The sequence below is a fragment of the Idiomarina sp. 28-8 genome, assembly GCF_000320945.2.
Taxonomy (GTDB): Bacteria; Pseudomonadota; Gammaproteobacteria; order Enterobacterales; family Alteromonadaceae; genus Idiomarina; species Idiomarina loihiensis.
This window is the reverse complement of the sequence record NZ_DF266790.1, coordinates 521,682-539,776: the sequence shown is the minus strand read 5'-3', so window position 1 is coordinate 539,776 and position 18,095 is coordinate 521,682. Positions and strand designations below refer to the sequence as shown.

At 46.4% G+C, this 18,095-nt stretch carries 17 protein-coding genes; 10 read left to right on the top strand and 7 right to left on the bottom strand.

The genetic code is table 11. The annotated features are described in order from the left end of the window. Positions 1–64: 64 nt before the first annotated feature. Both RJ32_RS07395 and RJ32_RS07390 read right to left on the bottom strand, forming a co-directional pair. A complete protein-coding gene (locus RJ32_RS07395; protein WP_034820746.1) occupies positions 65–469 on the bottom strand; it encodes an HIT domain-containing protein in 405 nt (134 codons plus the stop codon). 3 nt (positions 470–472) lie between these two features. After that, positions 473–973: an alpha/beta hydrolase gene (locus RJ32_RS07390; RefSeq protein WP_034820743.1), complete on the bottom strand. Its 501-nt coding sequence runs from the start codon at positions 971–973 to the stop codon at positions 473–475. A 115-nt stretch (positions 974–1,088) separates the two neighbouring features. Between RJ32_RS07390 and RJ32_RS07385 the strand changes: the two genes are divergently transcribed. Further along, positions 1,089–1,931, top strand: coding sequence for a TIGR02285 family protein (locus RJ32_RS07385; protein WP_034820741.1), 843 nt, complete (start codon positions 1,089–1,091; stop codon positions 1,929–1,931). Here the strand turns inward: RJ32_RS07385 and RJ32_RS07380 are convergent. From RJ32_RS07380 to asnA, 5 genes are all read right to left on the bottom strand, one after another. Next, positions 1,928–2,311, bottom strand: a complete 384-nt coding sequence (locus tag RJ32_RS07380; protein WP_034820738.1) for a glutathione S-transferase N-terminal domain-containing protein — start codon at positions 2,309–2,311, stop codon at positions 1,928–1,930. The two genes, RJ32_RS07385 and RJ32_RS07380, sit on opposite strands and share 4 nt — an antisense overlap. 84 nt (positions 2,312–2,395) lie before the next feature. Next, complete coding sequence (locus RJ32_RS07375) at positions 2,396–3,379, bottom strand: LLM class flavin-dependent oxidoreductase (RefSeq protein ID WP_034820735.1); 984 nt, start codon at positions 3,377–3,379, stop codon at positions 2,396–2,398. A 6-nt stretch (positions 3,380–3,385) separates the two neighbouring features. Further along, positions 3,386–4,123 carry an SDR family oxidoreductase gene (locus tag RJ32_RS07370; RefSeq protein WP_034820734.1) on the bottom strand — a complete coding sequence of 246 codons (738 nt, stop codon included), beginning with the start codon at positions 4,121–4,123 and terminating at the stop codon, positions 3,386–3,388. Between the two features lie 20 nt (positions 4,124–4,143). Further along, positions 4,144–4,734 (bottom strand): TetR/AcrR family transcriptional regulator, encoded by a 591-nt coding sequence (locus RJ32_RS07365; RefSeq protein WP_016341287.1) that lies wholly within the window; start codon positions 4,732–4,734, stop codon positions 4,144–4,146. Positions 4,735–4,790: 56 nt separating this feature from the next. Next, positions 4,791–5,771, bottom strand: coding sequence for an aspartate--ammonia ligase (asnA, locus tag RJ32_RS07360; RefSeq protein ID WP_034820733.1), 981 nt, complete (start codon positions 5,769–5,771; stop codon positions 4,791–4,793). Between the two features lie 150 nt (positions 5,772–5,921). Here asnA and asnC point away from each other — a divergent pair, with 150 nt between their 5' ends. The 9 genes from asnC to RJ32_RS07320 all read left to right on the top strand — a co-directional run bounded on the left by asnC (position 5,922) and on the right by RJ32_RS07320 (position 18,068). Beyond that, positions 5,922–6,392 (top strand): transcriptional regulator AsnC, encoded by a 471-nt coding sequence (gene asnC, locus RJ32_RS07355; protein ID WP_034820730.1) that lies wholly within the window; start codon positions 5,922–5,924, stop codon positions 6,390–6,392. 182 nt (positions 6,393–6,574) lie between these two features. Continuing rightward, the gene (locus tag RJ32_RS07350; RefSeq protein ID WP_034820728.1) at positions 6,575–9,193 is read left to right on the top strand and encodes a M14 metallopeptidase family protein; all 2,619 of its coding nucleotides are present in this window, start codon (positions 6,575–6,577) and stop codon (positions 9,191–9,193) included. Positions 9,194–9,328: 135 nt separating this feature from the next. Next, positions 9,329–9,502 carry a DUF1328 domain-containing protein gene (locus tag RJ32_RS14520; RefSeq protein ID WP_016341288.1) on the top strand — a complete coding sequence of 58 codons (174 nt, stop codon included), beginning with the start codon at positions 9,329–9,331 and terminating at the stop codon, positions 9,500–9,502. Positions 9,503–9,624: 122 nt separating this feature from the next. Continuing rightward, positions 9,625–11,304: a carbon starvation protein A gene (locus RJ32_RS07345; protein WP_011233949.1), complete on the top strand. Its 1,680-nt coding sequence runs from the start codon at positions 9,625–9,627 to the stop codon at positions 11,302–11,304. Between the two features lie 20 nt (positions 11,305–11,324). Then, positions 11,325–11,597 (top strand): cory-CC-star protein, encoded by a 273-nt coding sequence (locus tag RJ32_RS07340; RefSeq protein ID WP_011233950.1) that lies wholly within the window; start codon positions 11,325–11,327, stop codon positions 11,595–11,597. Between the two features lie 35 nt (positions 11,598–11,632). Further along, positions 11,633–12,643 (top strand): ArsA family ATPase, encoded by a 1,011-nt coding sequence (locus tag RJ32_RS07335; RefSeq protein WP_034820726.1) that lies wholly within the window; start codon positions 11,633–11,635, stop codon positions 12,641–12,643. A gap of 73 nt (positions 12,644–12,716) precedes the next feature. Continuing rightward, positions 12,717–13,733 carry a zinc-binding alcohol dehydrogenase family protein gene (locus RJ32_RS07330; protein WP_034820724.1) on the top strand — a complete coding sequence of 339 codons (1,017 nt, stop codon included), beginning with the start codon at positions 12,717–12,719 and terminating at the stop codon, positions 13,731–13,733. 69 nt (positions 13,734–13,802) lie between these two features. Continuing rightward, entirely contained in the window at positions 13,803–14,954 is a 1,152-nt protein-coding gene (locus RJ32_RS07325) for an efflux RND transporter periplasmic adaptor subunit (RefSeq protein WP_034820722.1), read from the top strand. A 12-nt stretch (positions 14,955–14,966) separates the two neighbouring features. Then, positions 14,967–18,068 (top strand): efflux RND transporter permease subunit, encoded by a 3,102-nt coding sequence (locus RJ32_RS07320; protein ID WP_034820720.1) that lies wholly within the window; start codon positions 14,967–14,969, stop codon positions 18,066–18,068. The last annotated feature ends 27 nt before the right edge of the window (positions 18,069–18,095 follow it).

Below are 18,095 nucleotides of genomic sequence, written 5' to 3'. Positions count from 1 at the left end.
TATTAGTAGCCTCTGGGGGTTACTCTCCGTTATTTTGTTAACGCATACACTCAGTCTAAAACACTTACACTGTAATATCAGCGAATACCGATTGCAGCCTTGCCACTTCACTTTCTTCCAGCGGAAGCATAGGTTGTTTCCCCCAGACGGGAGCAGGCCAGGCAACGTCAGTTTGAAACCGCGCTATATGATGAACATGCAACTGCGGAACCTGATTTCCTAAAGCAGCGACATTAAGTTTATCGGGTTGGTATTCAGCCTTTAGCCAGTGGCATAGAAATCGGCTTTCTTTTAACAACTGCAGTTGATCGTCTTCAGAAAGGTCTATGGCTTCGCGCACGTCTGCCACTTTAGGAACCAACAAAAACCACGGAAATTGCCTGTCATTCATGACTCTGACTTCGCATAGCGGCCAATCGGTTAAATGATAACTGTCTCTGGCTAATTCCGGAGCTAATGTATATTCCATAACCTACCCTTTTAATAACGTTTCAAGAAACCGTTTAAACAGTGCATTAGTTTGCGGCAAGCTGTCAATTAAACGGTGGTCATCATTCACCAGGTGTAACTCTGCCCTGGTTCTTTCCGCATAACGCCAACTGTTCTCAACAGGAACAATATCGTCGTTCCAGCCATGAACAATTTGAGTCTCACAAGGCGGTGTCAGTTCATCAAAATTTGCCTGACCACCTAAGTAAAAGGCCGGAGCCATTAAGAACAGCCCCCGGCTCTTTGTTTTAGCTGCAGCTACCGTTGCCACGTAACCGCCCATGCTGGAACCGACCAGTAAGAAATTTTCCGTTAGTGCTTCAATATATGTTGTGAGTTTTTCCACGCGCTGATCAGGATCATCAATACCCTGATAATCGACACTGATTACGCTAAACCCCAAAGCTTCAGCGGTTTTTGCTAAAACTTTAATTTTTCTGCCCCAGGGGCCGCTCTCTTTTCCGTGATTAAAAATAACCAGCATTTAGCAATTACCTATATTTTGTGCTTAGATAAAACTATTAGATATAACAATTAAGTAACAATGTAAGCTTTTATCATGATAGTCAAAACGTTCATTATAAAGAAAGGCGGTTACTATGACCTTTAACAAGCAACTTGTTGCGCTGTACACCGCATTATCTATAGTGGCTCTGTTTAGCTCAAGCAGCCTTGCCGAGCATGAAGACATTATCTGGGGAGTAAACTCCTCCCCGCCGTTTCATATATTTGATGGTAAATACGAAGAACAAGGCTTTTGCGATGCTTTAGTCAGCAGCTTTCAGCGCCAGCTACCGGAACTGTCGCACAAGGTCAGAAGGCTGCCCTCCCGCCGTATTACCATGCTTATGAAAAAGAACAAGAACCTCTGCTTTCCCTGCCTGATTAAAGGAGCAAGTTACAATTCCGAGTTTAATTACACCGACACAACTCACCGGTATCAACCTCACGGTATCATCACCCGTGCTGACACCGCGGCCAGAATCATTGGAAAGTATGGCCAGCCAGTAGATTTTTCCAGCCTGGTTCAGGACTCAAATTTACGCTTTGCGCAACCGGCTGAACGCCGTTACGGCCGCCTGCAGCCTCTACTGGAAGAGCACATTATCGATTCAGATAATTTCAGTTTTATCAGCGGCGACAATGCCCACATCAACTTGCTGACTATGATAGTCAACAAGCGTATTGATTACACTATCGATTATGAAATGATTATGACTTACTACAACGAAACTGAATTTAAAAACAGCGGACTGGTGTTCTTGCCTATTGAAGAGTACGAGGGTGTGGTTATTGAGGGCGCGGTTGGTTGCAGTAATAATGAATGGGGACGTAAAGCTGTGCGACACCTTAATGAAGTCATCAACGAACTTAAAGCTGATCCGGACTTTCAAAAAAGCCTGGATCAGTGGTTAGGAACTAGTCGCCCAATGGTTGATTAAGCAAAGCGCTGTTGTAAATACTGGTTAATGTCATCGGACTCATACATCCACTGTACTTTATCGTCCTGCTCAATGCGCAAACACGGCACTTTAACTCTGCCGCCGCCATCTAACAGCTCTTGTCTGTGCTGCTCATTATTTTTTGCATCTCTTAATTCTATATTTAAATTAAGGCGGGCAATTTCCTTACGTACCTTGACGCAAAAAGGGCAAGCGGCAAATTGATAAAGAGCCAACGACTTGCAGGCTTCATCTACCTGTTGTTGAGCCTCATCACTGCGGTTCTGGCCTTTTGGCGTGGTCAATTTTTCGACCAGTAAAACAATAGGCGTCAAAATAAGCCGTAGAGTACGAAAAAAGTAACGAATGATAATTCTCATAGAAATACAACCAGACTGCCTGTTAAAGATGCCGCTATTCTAACGTGTTTAAGGTAAAGCGTCAGTCTTTTAACTAAACGCTTTTCACTTTCCGTTTAAAGCTTCCGCGGCAATTTCGAACGACCTTAAACGAGCCTGATGATCAAAGGCATGACAGGTAAGAATAACTTCATCTATACCGGTATCATCAATAAACTGATTAATATGCCGTTGAACTGAATCCTTAGTACCAACCGCCGTATAGGTTAATGCATGATTCGCCCCGGCCAGTTCATGAGGCGCAGCAACCGTTCTTATGTCATCCACCGGTGCTTTTAAAGGCCCGGGTGTACCGCGCCGCAACGCAATAAACTGTTGTTGCATTGAACTCATCATTTTTCGCGCATCGGTTTCGCTGTCTGCCGCAAAAACGTTCATTGCCGCAGCAACATAAGGCTTGCTGAGGTAACGCGACGGACGAAAGTTCTCGCGATACGCTTTTAACGCATGCTGCAAATAGTCTGGTGCAAAATGCGATGCAAAGGCATAAGGCAGACCTAAATGCGCAGCAAGCTGAGCGCCAAAAGTGCTTGAGCCGAGCAACCACACCGGAATTTTCTGTCCAAACCCGGGCACCGCTTTAATTGGGTCGCTTTCCTGCGCTTCTTCCAGATAACCTAAAAGCTCCTGAACATCGTTAGGAAACTGCTCGGCGTCGTCGGGTTTACGTCTTAACGCGCGTAAAGTTCGGCCGTCTGTTCCCGGCGCTCTGCCCAGACCAATATCAACACGCCCGGGATACAAAGCATCCAAGGTGCCAAACTGTTCGGCGACCACAAAAGGCGCATGGTTAGGCAACATAACACCGCCTGAACCTACCCGAATTTTATCGGTTTTGCCGGCGACATAACCTAAAGCAACCGCCGTTGCGGCCGAGGCAATTCCGGTCATATTGTGATGTTCAGCCATCCAGAAGCGGTGGTAACCCCACCGCTCTGCATGCTGGGCTAAATCAGCAGAATTATGCAATGATTCAGCCACAGACCCACCTTCGGTAATAGGCGCTAAATCAAGAACTGAATATTTCATAACAAATTACAGCTCTTGCTTGGTTGGGCGAATGATCATTTCATTCACGTCAACTTGCTGAGGTTGCTCAATCGCAAACGTAATGGCACGGGCAATAGCCGCAGAATCAATAGCGTCTGAATACAAACTGTCAGCCATTTCTTTCGCGTCTTTGTCACTAATGTGGTCAGTCAGTTCTGTTGCTACAGCGCCCGGTGAAATATTGGTTGCGCGAATTTCACCATTAGATTCCTGACGAATGCCTTCAGAAATGGCTTTTACCGCAAACTTAGTTGCGCAATACACCGTTCCGCCGGCAAAGACTTTCTGACCTGCAACTGATGACAGGTTGATGATATGACCGACATGCTGTTCACGCATAACCGGTAATACAGCAGCTACACCATACAAAACACCTTTAATGTTCACATCAATCATGGTGTCCCACTCGTCCACTTTTAGCGCGTCGAGCGGAGCCAGTGGCATGAGTCCGGCGTTATTAATCAGCACATCAATACGACCAAATTCAGCCTTAGTGTCGTCAGCCAGTTTTTGAACTGCCGCTTTGTCGGTTACATCAACCACACGGTAAGCTGCCTGACCACCTTCTTTCTTAATTGAGTCAGTTAACTCTTTCAAACGATCTTCGCGACGTGCCGCTAACATAAGTTTTGCGCCTTTTGCCGCAAGCATCCGAGCAGTTTCTTCACCTAAGCCGCTGCTTGCACCCGTAATAATTACAACTTTATCTTGTACTTCTGACATAGCTTTACCTCCGGTTAGTGCTATTGGTCAACTGCCCCTAACTGCTTTAATATCATCTCTTCAAAACGCAGTAGCGGCAGCATAGAACGCTGAACTTTGGCTCGCAGTAACGCTCCCTGCCAACCAGAAAGAATGAAGGCTCCCATCTGTTCGGTGTCAATGCACTGCTGAATTTGCTGTGCGTCCTGCGCAGCTTTTAAACACCGAGCAATACGCTGCTCCCAGTCAGAAAAAATGTCATCTAACCGTTCGCGAAATAAGTCACTCTGAGATGCCATTTCCTGACCCAGGTTGCCTATCAGACAGCCTTTGGAGAAATCACACGACTTTAAGTCCTCTACCGAGCGACGCAAATAGCTGCGCAAACGATCAACCGGCTCCAACGTCTCGTTAGCCAGAGTTTCGTCCATGCGTGCTTCATAATCCTCGGCGTAGGTTTCGATAACAGCCAGGCCAAAATCATTCTTACTTTTGAAGTAATGATAAAAGGAGCCCTTGGGCACCTGCGCCTCGCTCAGAATTTTATTCAAACCGGTGCTGCCGAACCCATGTATGGATATCAGGTCAGCACCGATTGTTATGATGTTTTGTCGTGTGTCATTCTTAGTCATGCGATCTATATTAGACCAGTCGTCTAGAAACTTCAAGATCAGTCTGTTAATTGCAACTATAGGGCTTCAGCAATGGGTTCCGGCCAGACACCGCACTGAACTTTAGCAATGTGGTCACTTTGTAAAATTTGCATAACCACCCGTGACTGACCTATTCCCCCTCCAATAGTTAAAGGCAATTCACCCGCTAACAAGGACTGATGCCAGGGTAGCTTGAGCTTTTCCTCCTGTTGGCTAATAGCCAACTGACGCTTTAATGCCTGCTGGTCAACACGTATCCCCATAGAAGAAAGTTCCAGCGCGTCATCTAATACCGGATGCCAGACAAGAATATCGCCGTTTAAGCCCGTACTGCCCTGCTCGTTAACCGAACTCCAGTCATCGTAGTCCGGCGCTCTTACGTCATGTGCATGACCATGACTCAACTCCCCGCCAATACCGACCAAAAATACTGCGCCATGTTGTTTAACCACTTTGCGCTCACGTTGTTTTGCAGTAAGGTCTGGATAGGCAGTAATTAAATCCTCTGCATGCACAACCTGTATTTTCTCCGGTAAGGTTCCGGTTCCACCGTGTTGTTCAATATATTGCTGCTCCGTTTGACGCAAAGCAGCGTAAATACGCTCGACGGTCTGGATCAGAAACGCCAGCGAACGCTGCTCTTCAGTAATGACTTTTTCCCAGTCCCACTGGTCAACGTAAACAGAATGTACGGAACTCAAAGCTTCTTCGTCAGGCCGCAAGGCTTTCATCTGGGTAACTATGCCCTCACCTGCACCAAAGCCGTAACGGCCAAGGGTAAAGCGTTTCCACTTAGCTAATGAATGAACTACTTCATAATCTTTGTCGGGCACGGCTTTTACTTTAACTGCAACCGCGTTTTCCCAGCCCGACAAATCGTCCTGAACACCACTGCCCAACTCACTTAGTAGTGGCGACTGCACTTCAATAAGCCCAAGCTGAAGCTGTAACTGCTGAGTAAAGCCGGCTTTTACGAATTGAATTTTCTGTTGCTGTAACATGTATTGTGACTTCATAAATACTCCGAATCGTTAATAAAAGAATAGAAACACAATTCAATTAATACCTTTTAGAACTATTTATTCAATAACGTTTAACAAAAATAGCTTTACTTATTATTTTCCGTTAATTTATACCTAACTTAATTAACGAAGCTTTAATAAAACATGAAAAAATTACCTGAAAATTATCAAATCGATGATCTGGACCGTTCCATACTAAAAACTCTGATGGAAGACGCACGTATTCCTTACGCTGAGCTGGCCAAACGCTATAAGGTGAGTCCGGCCACTATTCACGTACGGGTTGAAAAAATGAAGCGTGCCGGGATTATTGAGGGTACGCGTTTACAGGTTAACGCCAAACGCTTAGGCTACGATGTCTGTTGTTTCATTGGCATTACGCTGAAAAGCGCGGGTGACTACCCGGCCGCAATTGAAAAACTGGAAAAGCTCGAAGAAGTTATTGAGGCTTACTACACTACCGGTCAGTACAACGTCTTTATTAAAATTATGACACCGTCAATAAACGAGCTACAACACACGCTAATCAATCGAATTCAGGCTATTGATGAAATACAATCGACGGAAACGCTCATTTCATTACAGCAGCCAATTAACCGGGACATACAGCCATGACAGCGCAGAACTGCATAAACAGTGGATAGAAGGCTTACTGGTTGACTACTACGACCCCATGTACGACTACCAAATGAAAAAGCGATAAGCATCGCTAAAAATCTGCGACCCGCCGAAAACAACAGTCAATGCGTTAAGCTTTTGTTATGGTATTGGCATAATTACACCAAGGGGATCTATCTATGTTGAAACGAATGTTAAGCCGTGTCACCGCGGCCGCATTGGTCATCGTTGCCCTGCCTTCTATGGCAGCAACAAAAGACCTTTCTTACTATCTACCACAGGATGTCAGTTACAACCCGGAAATTACCAAACCCAAAGATGTACTTGGTTATCAGGTTGGTGAATGGCATGCCCGCCCCGAACAAATTGTAAAGTATATGGAAGTTCTGGCCGAAGAGTCAGATCGCATTACGCTGGAAGTGACCGGTCGCACACATGAGCAGCGTCCCTTGTTACTTCTTACCGTCACCTCAGAAGACAACCACCGCAATATTGATGACGTTCGTGAGCGTCATTTGGCCGCAGCTGATCCAAACCGCGATGCCGACCCGGACAATACGCCGGTCGTAATGTACATGGGCTACAGTATTCACGGGGACGAATCGAGCGGCAGTAATGCAGCAATACTGTTTGCTTATTACCTTGCCGCGGCAGAAGGTGAAGCTGTGGATGAACTTTTGAGCGATTCAGTTATTCTGCTTGATCCGGCGTTTAACCCTGATGGACTAGCTCGCTTTGCACAATGGGCAAACCAGCACCGCAGTCAAAATCTGGTTGCCGATCCACAGCATCGTGAGCACGTGCAACCTTTTATTCGTGGCCGGGTCAACCATTACTGGTTCGATATGAACCGCGACTGGCTGTTACTGCAACACCCTGAATCGCGCGCGCGTATCGCTAACTTTCAGAAATGGAAGCCTAACGTACTGACCGATTACCACGAAATGGGAACCAACAGCACGTATTTCTTCCAGCCGGGTATTCCGTCTCGTAAAAACCCATTAACGCCAGATGAAAACGTGCGCTTAACCGAAATTCTGGCAGCAGAACACGCTGACTCGCTGGATGATATTGGCAGCCTGTATTACACCGAAGAATCATTTGATGACTTCTATTATGGCAAAGGCTCTACCTACCCTGACATTCAGGGCGCCGTAGGTATTTTATTTGAACAAGCCTCCAGCCGAGGACACTTGCAGGACTCGGTTAATGGTGAGGTCAGCTTTCCGTTCACTATTCGTAACCAGTTTGTCGCCTCACTCAGTACCATTTACGGCACGCACAAAAACAAAAGTCGTTTTATTGAGTTTCAGGAGCGTGCTTACGACGAAGGCATGGAGGCCGCACAAAAAGCCAAGTTTGAAGGTTATCTAATTGGTGACTCAAGCGATCCGTCGCGTGTAGAAGGTCTACTGGAAATCTTTAAACAGCACGGTATTAAAGCTTATCGTGTAGAAAAAGATATTGAACAGAACGGCACTCAGTTTAAAGCCGGAAGCAGTTATTATATCCCTCTGGCTCAGGCTCAGTACGGTTTAATTCAGGGAATATTCAGTACGCGCAAGAACTTCCCGAACAATACCTTCTACGATGTTTCGGGCTGGACTCTGCCATTAGCCTTTAACGTGCCATTTGAGACTCATCGCGGTCGTATTCAAATAGCGGATAACGCCTGGGATGCGCCAAAGCGTAAAACATCGGCTCTCACTGATGCCTACGCTTACGCATTTAACTGGAACGATTACTTCGCTCCGGGTTTATTACAAGAGTTGCTGGAGCAGAACATTCACGTTCGTCAGACAACAAAACCCTTCACTGTAGAAGGTGAACAAGGCCGTCAGGAGTTTTCAGCCGGTTCTATTGTTGTACCTAAAGCCTATCAGGAACGGGAATGGCGCGATGTACAACGTCGTCTGGCTACCGCAGCAAAAGAAAAAGGTATTCAGGTAACCTCTATCGAGACAGGATTAACACCTGAAGGTGTTGACCTGGGTAGCCGCAATATTCAACCGGTAGAAAAGCCCAGCGTAATGATGCTGACCGGCGAAGGGGTTAACCTTTACGAAGCCGGGGAAACCTGGTACTACCTTGACCGCCACGTAGGTATTCCATTGTCGATGGTTGATACTGAACGTCTGCCCAGCGCTGACTTAACCCGTTATAGCCATATTATTATGGTGGACGGACATTACAGCAATTTAGATAAACAACTGCGTAAAAAAATCCAAAACTGGGTAAGCCAGGGTGGAACAATAATTGGTCAGCGTGGTGGTGCTGAATGGTTAGCAGAAAATGGTCTTCTGCAAACTCGCTTTATTGATGATGCCGTCTTCCAGAGCGCTTTTACTAAAAAGCAGCTAAGTTACGAAGAGCGCGACGACTTCTACGCTGAACAGCGAATTGCCGGAGCGATATTCTCAATGGATGTCGATACTTCTCACCCACTATTCTTTGGCTTCCCGCGTGACCAAATGCCAGTATTCAAGAATTCGACTGCCGCCATGGAAGAACCCGAGTCGCCTTTCGTTTCAGTCGCTCGCTATTCGGAGCAGCCTTTAATGAGTGGTTACACTGATGAGCGCAATCGCGAAATACTAAAAGGTAAAACCAATATTGCCGCCCATCGTTTAGGCAACGGTCAGGTAATTGGTTTTGCCGACAACATTAATTTCCGCGCCTATTTTTGGGGGACATCCAAGTTACTCAGTAATGCTATTTATTTAGCTCCCCGTATTCAGGTTTACGCGAAAAAACTGGACGATAAAGCAGCAGCGGATGCCGCCGCTGAAGCCCATTAATTAATAAATTAATAGAGATAAAACCGCTAGGATTTTTTGTCTTAGCGGTTTTTTTACACTTGGATATATTGGTTGTTTTTCGAATAATGGTCTACCTTACTAATTGAATCTTCTAAATTAATCAGTGAGGTGTATATGTTACGTTGGGTTCTAATCTTTCTAGCCGTGGCTGTAGTTGCCGCTATTTTAGGCTTTGGCGGAATTGCCGGAACAGCTGCCGGAATAGCTAAAATTATCTTCTATATCTTTATTATCCTCTTTGCGATTTCTTTAGTCGTTCGCCTGCTTCAGGGGAATAAAAGGCTTTAAATGTTTTAGCCTTTGTTAGATATTAGACATTGGTCGTATGCCAACCGTTATTGAGTTTACGCTACAATAACGGTTGGCATTTTTCGTTATCTGTCTAACACTACAACAATGAGGCTCTTGCCATGAACGCAATCGTAATGATGGTTCTGGGTTTAGGCGCAATGTTTCTCGGTTATGTTTTTTACTCTAAATTTATTGCTGAGAAAATTTTTAAGCTTGATCCGAACTTCAGAACACCCGCTCACGAATTAGAAGACGGAGTCGACTTCGTCCCTACCAATAAATACGTTCTGTGGGGCCACCACTTTACTTCTGTAGCCGGTGCGGCACCTATTATTGGTCCTGCCATTGCGGTTATCTGGGGTTGGGTACCTGCTTTCTTATGGGTTATTTTCGGTACCATATTTTTTGCTGGCGTACACGATGCTGGCGCGATCTGGGCAAGTAACCGTAATAAAGCCAAATCTATTGGTAACTTGACTGGCGATGTTGTTGGCAAACGCTCTCAAACGCTGTTCATGATCGTTATCTTCCTGGTGTTACTAATGGTCAACGCGGTTTTCGCTACTGCTATTTCAGGTCTGTTGATTAAATTCTCCAGCTCAGTAGTGCCAGTTTGGGGGGCTATTTTTGTCGCACTGATTATCGGACAAATTATTTTCCGTAAATGGATGGGCTTAGGGGCAATATCCATTATCGGTGTACTGGCACTGTACGCACTTATCTGGGCAGGTCCCTCATTTCCAATAGAATTGCCAGAAACGGTAATGGGTATCAGTGACAACGCGCAATGGGTTCTTATCCTGTTTGGCTACGCCGCTATCGCTTCATTACTGCCTGTTTGGATGTTGCTTCAGCCACGTGACTACATCAACGGTCTGCAGCTCTTCATTGGTCTTATTTTGCTTTACGGTGCCACGTTATTACTGGCTCCGGAAATTTCAGCTCCGGCCTTCAACAGCAATACCCCGGAAGGCACCCCGTCAATGTTGCCGCTGTTATTCGTCACCATAGCCTGTGGGGCAATTTCGGGCTTCCACGGTCTGGTTGCATCGGGTACAACCTCGAAGCAACTTGATAAAGAAACCGACGCCCGTTTTGTCGGATACTTTGGTGCGGTTGGTGAAGGCTCATTGTCGCTGGCGACTATCATCGCCGCCACAGCCGGTTTTGCAACATTAGCCGACTGGGAAGCGGTCTACTCATCTTTCGGACAAGGCGGCGTATCAGCCTTTGTTGAAGGTGGCGCCAACATTATTAGTCAGGGGCTTGGCCTGGACATTGGCGTATCAGAAACCTTATTGACGGTTATGGCGGTACTTTTTGCCGGTACCACAATGGATACTGGATTACGTCTGCAACGCTATATTTTCCAGGAATGGGGAAACTTGTATAACATTAACTGGATGCAAAAAGCCTTTCCGGCAACGATGCTAGCTGTAGGAAGCTGCTTATTGTTAGCCTTCGGTGCTGGCGGCGCAGACGGTTCCGGCGGCTTAGTTATCTGGCCTCTGTTCGGTACCACAAACCAGTTATTAGCAGGGTTGACCTTGTTGGTTATTACGGTCATGTTGGTGCGCTTAGGCCGACCAATGTATTACACCTTAATACCGTTAATTTTCCTGTTGATAATGACAGTCTTCGCTCTTATTGTTCAGCTTAAAGATTTCTATAACAGCGGTGACTGGTTCTTAATGGGTCTGGATTTAGTGGTGCTGGTTGCCGCTATCTGGATTGCTCTTGAAGCTAGCGCAGGCTTAACTAAAATCCGTAAGGAACAAAAAGCCCAGAAGCAGCAATAAAAGTAACTGGAGTAAGTAGCATGAATATACAGTCAGTGCGCCGTTGGTTCAGCCGGGCAAGTGATTTGGCCAATGAGTTTTATAATGCGCCCTATCGCTCTGCTATTGCCCGGGCAAAGCGCGACGAAGACGATTTATTCATGCTACTGGTTTTTTCTGAAATGATGGGCGTGCCGAACCCGGCCGCCTATTATACTTTAGAGTTACAGCCATTAATGCTGGAACGTTTCCACGAATGGCATCAACGCATGGGGATGGAACACTCACCTCTTGATCACTTCCGTTGTTGCTAATTTTATAACCCGACCAAAAGCAGGGTTCATTTCTCATGTTGTTAAGCGATAAAAAAGTTTTATTAATTGGTGGTAAAGGCGGAGTTGGTAAAACAACCGTTTCTTCGGCTCTGGCAGTTCTTGCCGCCCGACAAGGCAAAAAAGTGCTGCTGGTTTCAACCGATCCGGCACATAGTCTAGCCGATGTATTCGACAAGAAAATTGGCGATAAAAAAACTGTTATGCGCGAAAACTTAACCGCATTAGAAATTGATCCTGACCACGAAGTTAAGGCTCATATTGAACGCGTCAGTTCTCAAATGAAGCGCTTTACAAACCCCGATCTCTTTCCCGAAATTGAACGCCAGATGCGTTTAACCCAGCAGTCTCCGGGAGCCCAGGAGGCTGCTTTGCTAGAGCGCATTTGCAACGTCATTGATGAAGCAGAGAAAGACTACGATTTGTTAATTTTTGACACAGCCCCGACCGGTCATACTTTGCGTTTACTGACATTACCCGAGGCTATGGCAGCCTGGACGCAGGGAATGCTGCGCTCGCAAAAGCGCTCTGAAGACTTTGATTCAGTCCTTGAGCATTTATCACCCAAAGCTGGTAAAGATATTAATAACCCAATGGCGGACCCTCAAGACAATGCCAGCGACGGTATGTCCGACCGCACTAAAGCAATTACAGAACAACTATTAACACGACAGAGGCTTTTTCAACGAACCCGACGCTTACTGCAGGATAGCAGTTACACATCCATTCTGTTTGTGCTAACACCAGAACGTCTCCCTATTCAGGAAACTGATCGGGCACTGCAGTCGTTAACCGCGGAGAAGTTACCCGTTGGTGGTGTTGTTATTAATAGAATATTGCCTGAACAGGCCGACGGCAGCTTTTTGGCCAAACGCAGGCTTCAGGAAAAAACTTACATAGAAGACATTCACAAACGTTTTAAAGCATGGCGAAACTACTCTCTTTATCTGTTAGAAGAAGATGTACAGGGTCTCGAGGCATTAGAAGCTTTTGCAAATAATCTCGAACAAGCAGGATTTTCTTCTTAACTGCCATTTTTTTGTCATCGCTTTCTTTAATAATACGTATACAGTGTGATTGTTATTAATTAAGGAGAAGACTATGCGCGCTGTAGGATACAAAGAGTCACTGCCGGCTGAAGATCCAAATTCACTGCAGGATATTACCGTCGATGATCCGGTTCCCGGAGCCAACGATTTACTGATTAAGGTGAAAGCTATCGCCGTTAATCCGGTTGATACTAAAATCCGGATGCGCATGGCGCCTGAATCCGGCCACAAAATTATTGGCTGGGATGCTGTCGGCGAAGTTGTCTCTAGCGGCGATAAAGTAACGGGATTTAAAACTGGGGACAGAGTCTGGTACGCAGGAGACTTGACTCGGCCCGGCTGTAACGCGCAATTGCAAACGGTTGATTATCGCATTGTCGGCAAAGCTCCGGCGAATCTTGATGACACTCAGGCTGCCGCCCTTCCTCTGACCAGCATTACGGCCTGGGAAGTTCTGTTCGACCGCCTACAGGTTGATAAACCCTCACCGCATAACAAAAGAACCTTATTAGTCATTGGCGGAGCCGGTGGTGTTGGTTCTATATTAATTCAGCTTGCCGCTCAGTTAGCCGATGCCACTGTTATTGCAACAGCATCACGAGCTGAATCTCAACAATGGATAAAAGCGCTCGGCGCCGATCATGTTATCAATCATTATGACGATTTAGCCGAGCAGCTCGAGGCAATCGGCATCTCCGCGGTAACAGACGTCGCCTGCCTGACCCATAGTGAACAATACTTCGCTCAATGTATGAAGTTTATGGCACCTCAGGGACGCTTCTGCCTGATAGATGACCCTGCGGAAAGTATCGATATTACGCTGATGAAACAAAAAAGCATCAGCCTACATTGGGAATTTATGTTTACTCGCTCTATGTTCACTACGACCGATATGATTAAACAACAAGAATTACTCAATTATATCGCCGGAATGGTTGAGAAGGGTCAGATCCGCTCGACTCTGGGTGCGACCTTCGGCGAGATGAATGCGGATAATCTTCGTAAGGCACACGAAGCGATGGAAAGTCAAAAAACCATCGGAAAAATAGCGCTAACTGTCGCCGAATAGTTTTACAAACATACATGAATGTATGTATAATTCAGGATTGATATAAATTAATAGGTCAGAGGTAATTTAATGAACACGCGTTTTAAGTTTGCCCCCATTTTTGCCGCGGGTCTTCTGTTAACGGGAGCACTAACTGCATGCAGCGATCAACAGCAACAACAAGGTCAGCAGCAAGCAGCCCAGGTTGAAGTAATTACCGTACAACCGGAATCAATCAACCTTAGTAATGATTTACCCGGTCGTACAGCTGCCTACCGAGTTGCTCAGGTGCGCCCACAAGTTAGTGGTGTGTTACTAAAACGAACTTTTGAAGAAGGCGCCTTTGTCGAAAAGGGACAACAACTTTATCAAATCGATCCGGCAGTGTATGAAGCGGAATTGGCCAGTGCAGAAGCGGAAGTTGAAAGCGCAAAAGCCGTGTTACGCAGCTCAGAGCTTCGTTATGAACGTTTTCAGGAATTGCTTGAAGAAAACGCCGTAAGTCAGGATGAGTTCGATAGTGCAGAAGCAACTTTCTATCAAAATAAAGCGGCGGTTTCCGTAGCAGAAGCCCAATTAAAAAATGCCCGTATCAACCTTGAATACACCAAAGTTAACGCACCTATTAACGGTGTCATTGGTCGTTCTAACTTCACTGAAGGCGCATTATTAACCGCATCTCAGACCGAACCTTTGGTTACGATTAATCAACTGGATCCAATTTATGTTGATATCAACCAGTCCAGTAAACAGTTTATGGAATTACAGGCCGATATAAAGTCTGGCCGTATTCAAGCGAACGAGAAAGGTAACGCCCCGGTTCGTTTAAAATTAAATGGTCTGGATTACGATCAAAAAGGTGAACTGCTTTTCTCTGAAGTCAGCGTTGATCAAAGTACTGGCGCCATTTTACTGCGGGCCGAGTTCCCTAACCCGGATAAAACACTTTATCCCGGCATGTTCGTTCGCGCTGAAGTCAGCGAAGGTACTATCAGGAATGCCATTCAGGTACCACAAGAAACGGTCACCCGTGATCCACGCGGTCGACCTTATGTCATGCTGGTGAACGATAATAATATCATTGAACAACGCATTATCAGCACCGAAACCGCGATGGGAAGTAACTGGTTAGTTTCTGATGGCCTGAACGAAGGTGATGTCATCGTTACGTCTGGTTTTCAAAAAATTCGCCCTGGCGATGAAGTTACTATCGATTCGTCCAGCTCTGAACAGCAGCAATAAGGGAAGTCAGTAATGGCCACGTTTTTTATTAATCGCCCGATATTTTCATGGGTTATTGCGCTGCTGGTTATCATGGCCGGAACCATCGCCATGTTACAACTGCCCGTAGCACAGTATCCGACCATTGCACCACCTGCGGTAGAGGTTCAGGTAAACTACCCGGGCGCTAACGCCGAAACAGTCGCTAATACGGTAACGAAAGTCATCGAGCAGAACTTAACGGGTATCGATAACCTGCTTTACTTCTCGTCTCAGAGTAACTTTGGTAATGCCAGTATCAGTCTGACTTTTGCTTCAGGTACGGACCCTGATATCGCTCAGGTGCAAGTGCAGAATAAGCTGTCACAGGCAACCCCCCAGCTACCTCAGGAAGTGCAGGCTCAGGGGATCACCGTCAGCAAATCAAGCAGTTCTTTCTTAATGGTTGTCGCACTGATTTCAGCCAGTGGGGAACATACAGTAACTGACCTCAGTGATTATATTGCCTCTAATATGCAGGACCCTATTGCACGTACCAATGGTGTTGGTAATGTTCAATTGTTTGGTTCGCCTTATTCCATGCGTATTTGGGTTGACCCATCCGCTTTGGTGAACTACAGCCTGACAATGAGCGATATTCAAACGGCTATTCAAGCGCAAAATGCTCAGGTTGCAGCGGGTGAGCTGGGTGGAACGCCTGCCATTGACGGGCAACGCCTGAACGCCACCATTATTGCTCAAACACGCATGTCCTCGGTGTCTGAGTTTGAAAATATTACACTAAAAGTGATGCCTGACGGCTCACAGGTTCGTCTTAAAGATGTTTCGACCGTAAAGAAAGGTGCCGAAAACTATTCTATAGCAGGTCGTTATAACGGCCAACCCGCAACCGGGCTGGCTATTAACCTACAAACAGGCGCTAACGCACTTGAAACGGCTGAGGCTGTAAACGAGCAGTTAAGCCAGCTAGAGCAGTTTTTCCCGGATGGGATGGAACTCGTCGTACCTTATGACACCACCCCTTTTGTCAAAATATCCATTTCAGAGGTCGCCAAGGTATTAATCGAAGCCATTGTTCTGGTCTTCCTGTTAATGTTTTTGTTCCTGCAAAACTTGCGGGCAACGATAATCCCGACTCTGGCCATTCCGGTGGTTATTTTAGGAACCATGGGGGTTTTATCTCTGGCCGGTTTCTCAATTAACACCCTGACCATGTTTGGTATGGTGCTTTCCATAGGCCTATTGGTTGACGATGCGATTGTTGTTGTCGAAAACGTTGAGCGTGTCATGGCCGAGGAAGGCTTGTCCGCTAAACAGGCAACCATTAAATCGATGGGGCAGATAACCGGTGCACTGGTTGCTATTGGTGTTGTTATCTGCGCCGTATTCGCTCCTATGGCGTTCTTCCCCGGCTCTACCGGGGCGATTTATCGACAGTTCTCATTGACCATTATTACCTCTATGAGTCTGTCGGTATTAGTGGCTATTATTTTCACCCCGGCACTCTGTGCCACAATGTTGAAGCCGGTTAAACACGATAAAAGCAGTGGCTGGGGGCCGCTGGGATGGTTCAATCGCACCCTGGAGAAATGGACCCTTAAGTACACCAATGCGGTGAGCTCAATCTTGCGCCGCACGGTACGTTTTGGCTTACTGTATTTAGGCATTATCGGTGTCCTCGGTTTCTTATTCGTGCAGTTACCGGCAGGCTTTATACCGGAAGAAGACCAAGGCGTTTTCCTCACTCAAATCCAATTACCGGTGGGTTCGACTCTCGAACAAACAACCGAGACAATGGATAAAGTAGAGGACTATTACCTAAATCAGGAAGATGCGGTTAAATCTATTTTTTCTGTCGTCGGCTTTAGTTTCTCTGGACGTACCCAGGCAAACGGTATGGCGTTTGTAAGCTTAAAACACTGGGACGAACGTGATGAAAGCCAGCATGTTGATGCCGTTATCGAGCGCTCATTCGGATTCTTTGCCGGCATTAAAGAGGCAATGGTATTCGCGTTTAATTTACCGGCTATTCCGGCACTCGGCATATCCAGTGGTTTCAACCTGTTTTTACAAGATCGGGGGGCTCTCGGACATGAGGGTCTGGTTGACGCACGTAACCAGCTTCTGGGTATGGCAGCTCAGAACGACAAATTAATTCAGGTACGGCCAAACGGCCTTGAAGATGCGCCGCAATTACGCATTGATATTGACTTTGAACAGGCTCAGGCGCAGGGGCTGACCATTGCCAGTATTAATAATACCCTCAGTTCTGCCTGGGGCTCTTCGTACGTGAATGACTTTATTGACCGGGGACGTGTTAAAAAGGTCTACCTGCAGGGCAAGGCTGAGTCTCGTATGTTGCCACAGGATATTAATAACTGGTATGTCAGGAATAACCAGGGCGAAATGGTACCGTTTAGCTCTTTCGCTAGCTGGGAATGGACTTACGGTCCTCAGCGAATTGAAGGTTACAATGGCGTTTCTGCTATGGAAATTCAGGGCCAGCCTGCTCCGGGAGTCAGTACCGGTGAAGCAATGATTGAAATGGAGAAGATGATTGCAAAACTGCCCCCGGGCATTGGCTTTGAATGGACGGGCATTTCACTGCAAGAACGGCAGTCAGGTGACTTTGCGCCGATTCTTTACGCCGTATCGCTCATAGTTGTATTCCTATTACTTGCCGCCCAGTACGAGAGTTGGTCCATTCCATTCTCTGTTATGCTGGTGGTGCCTTTAGGTATTTTAGGAGCGGTTATCGCCGTCAGCCTAAGAGGTATATCCAACGACGTATACTTCCAGGTGGGTCTGCTGACCACAGTGGGGGTATCCGCAAGGAACGCGATACTGATTGTTGAGTTTGCGAAAGACTTACAGGCCCAGGGCAAAGACTTACTGGAAGCCACACTGGAAGCCGTTCGCATACGTCTGCGTCCTGTTTTGATGACATCGTTAGCCTTTATTTTCGGTGTTATGCCACTTGCGTTAAGTGACGGAGCAGGTGCAGCCAGCCGTAACGCTCTTGGCACCAGTGTTATCGGGGGAATGCTCGGCGGTACAATACTGGCAATCTTCTTCGTACCATTATTCTTCTATGTTGTACGGCGAATATTCCCGCCAAAGCAAGCTGAAGAATAAAAATAACAGACACAAAAAAACCCGGAG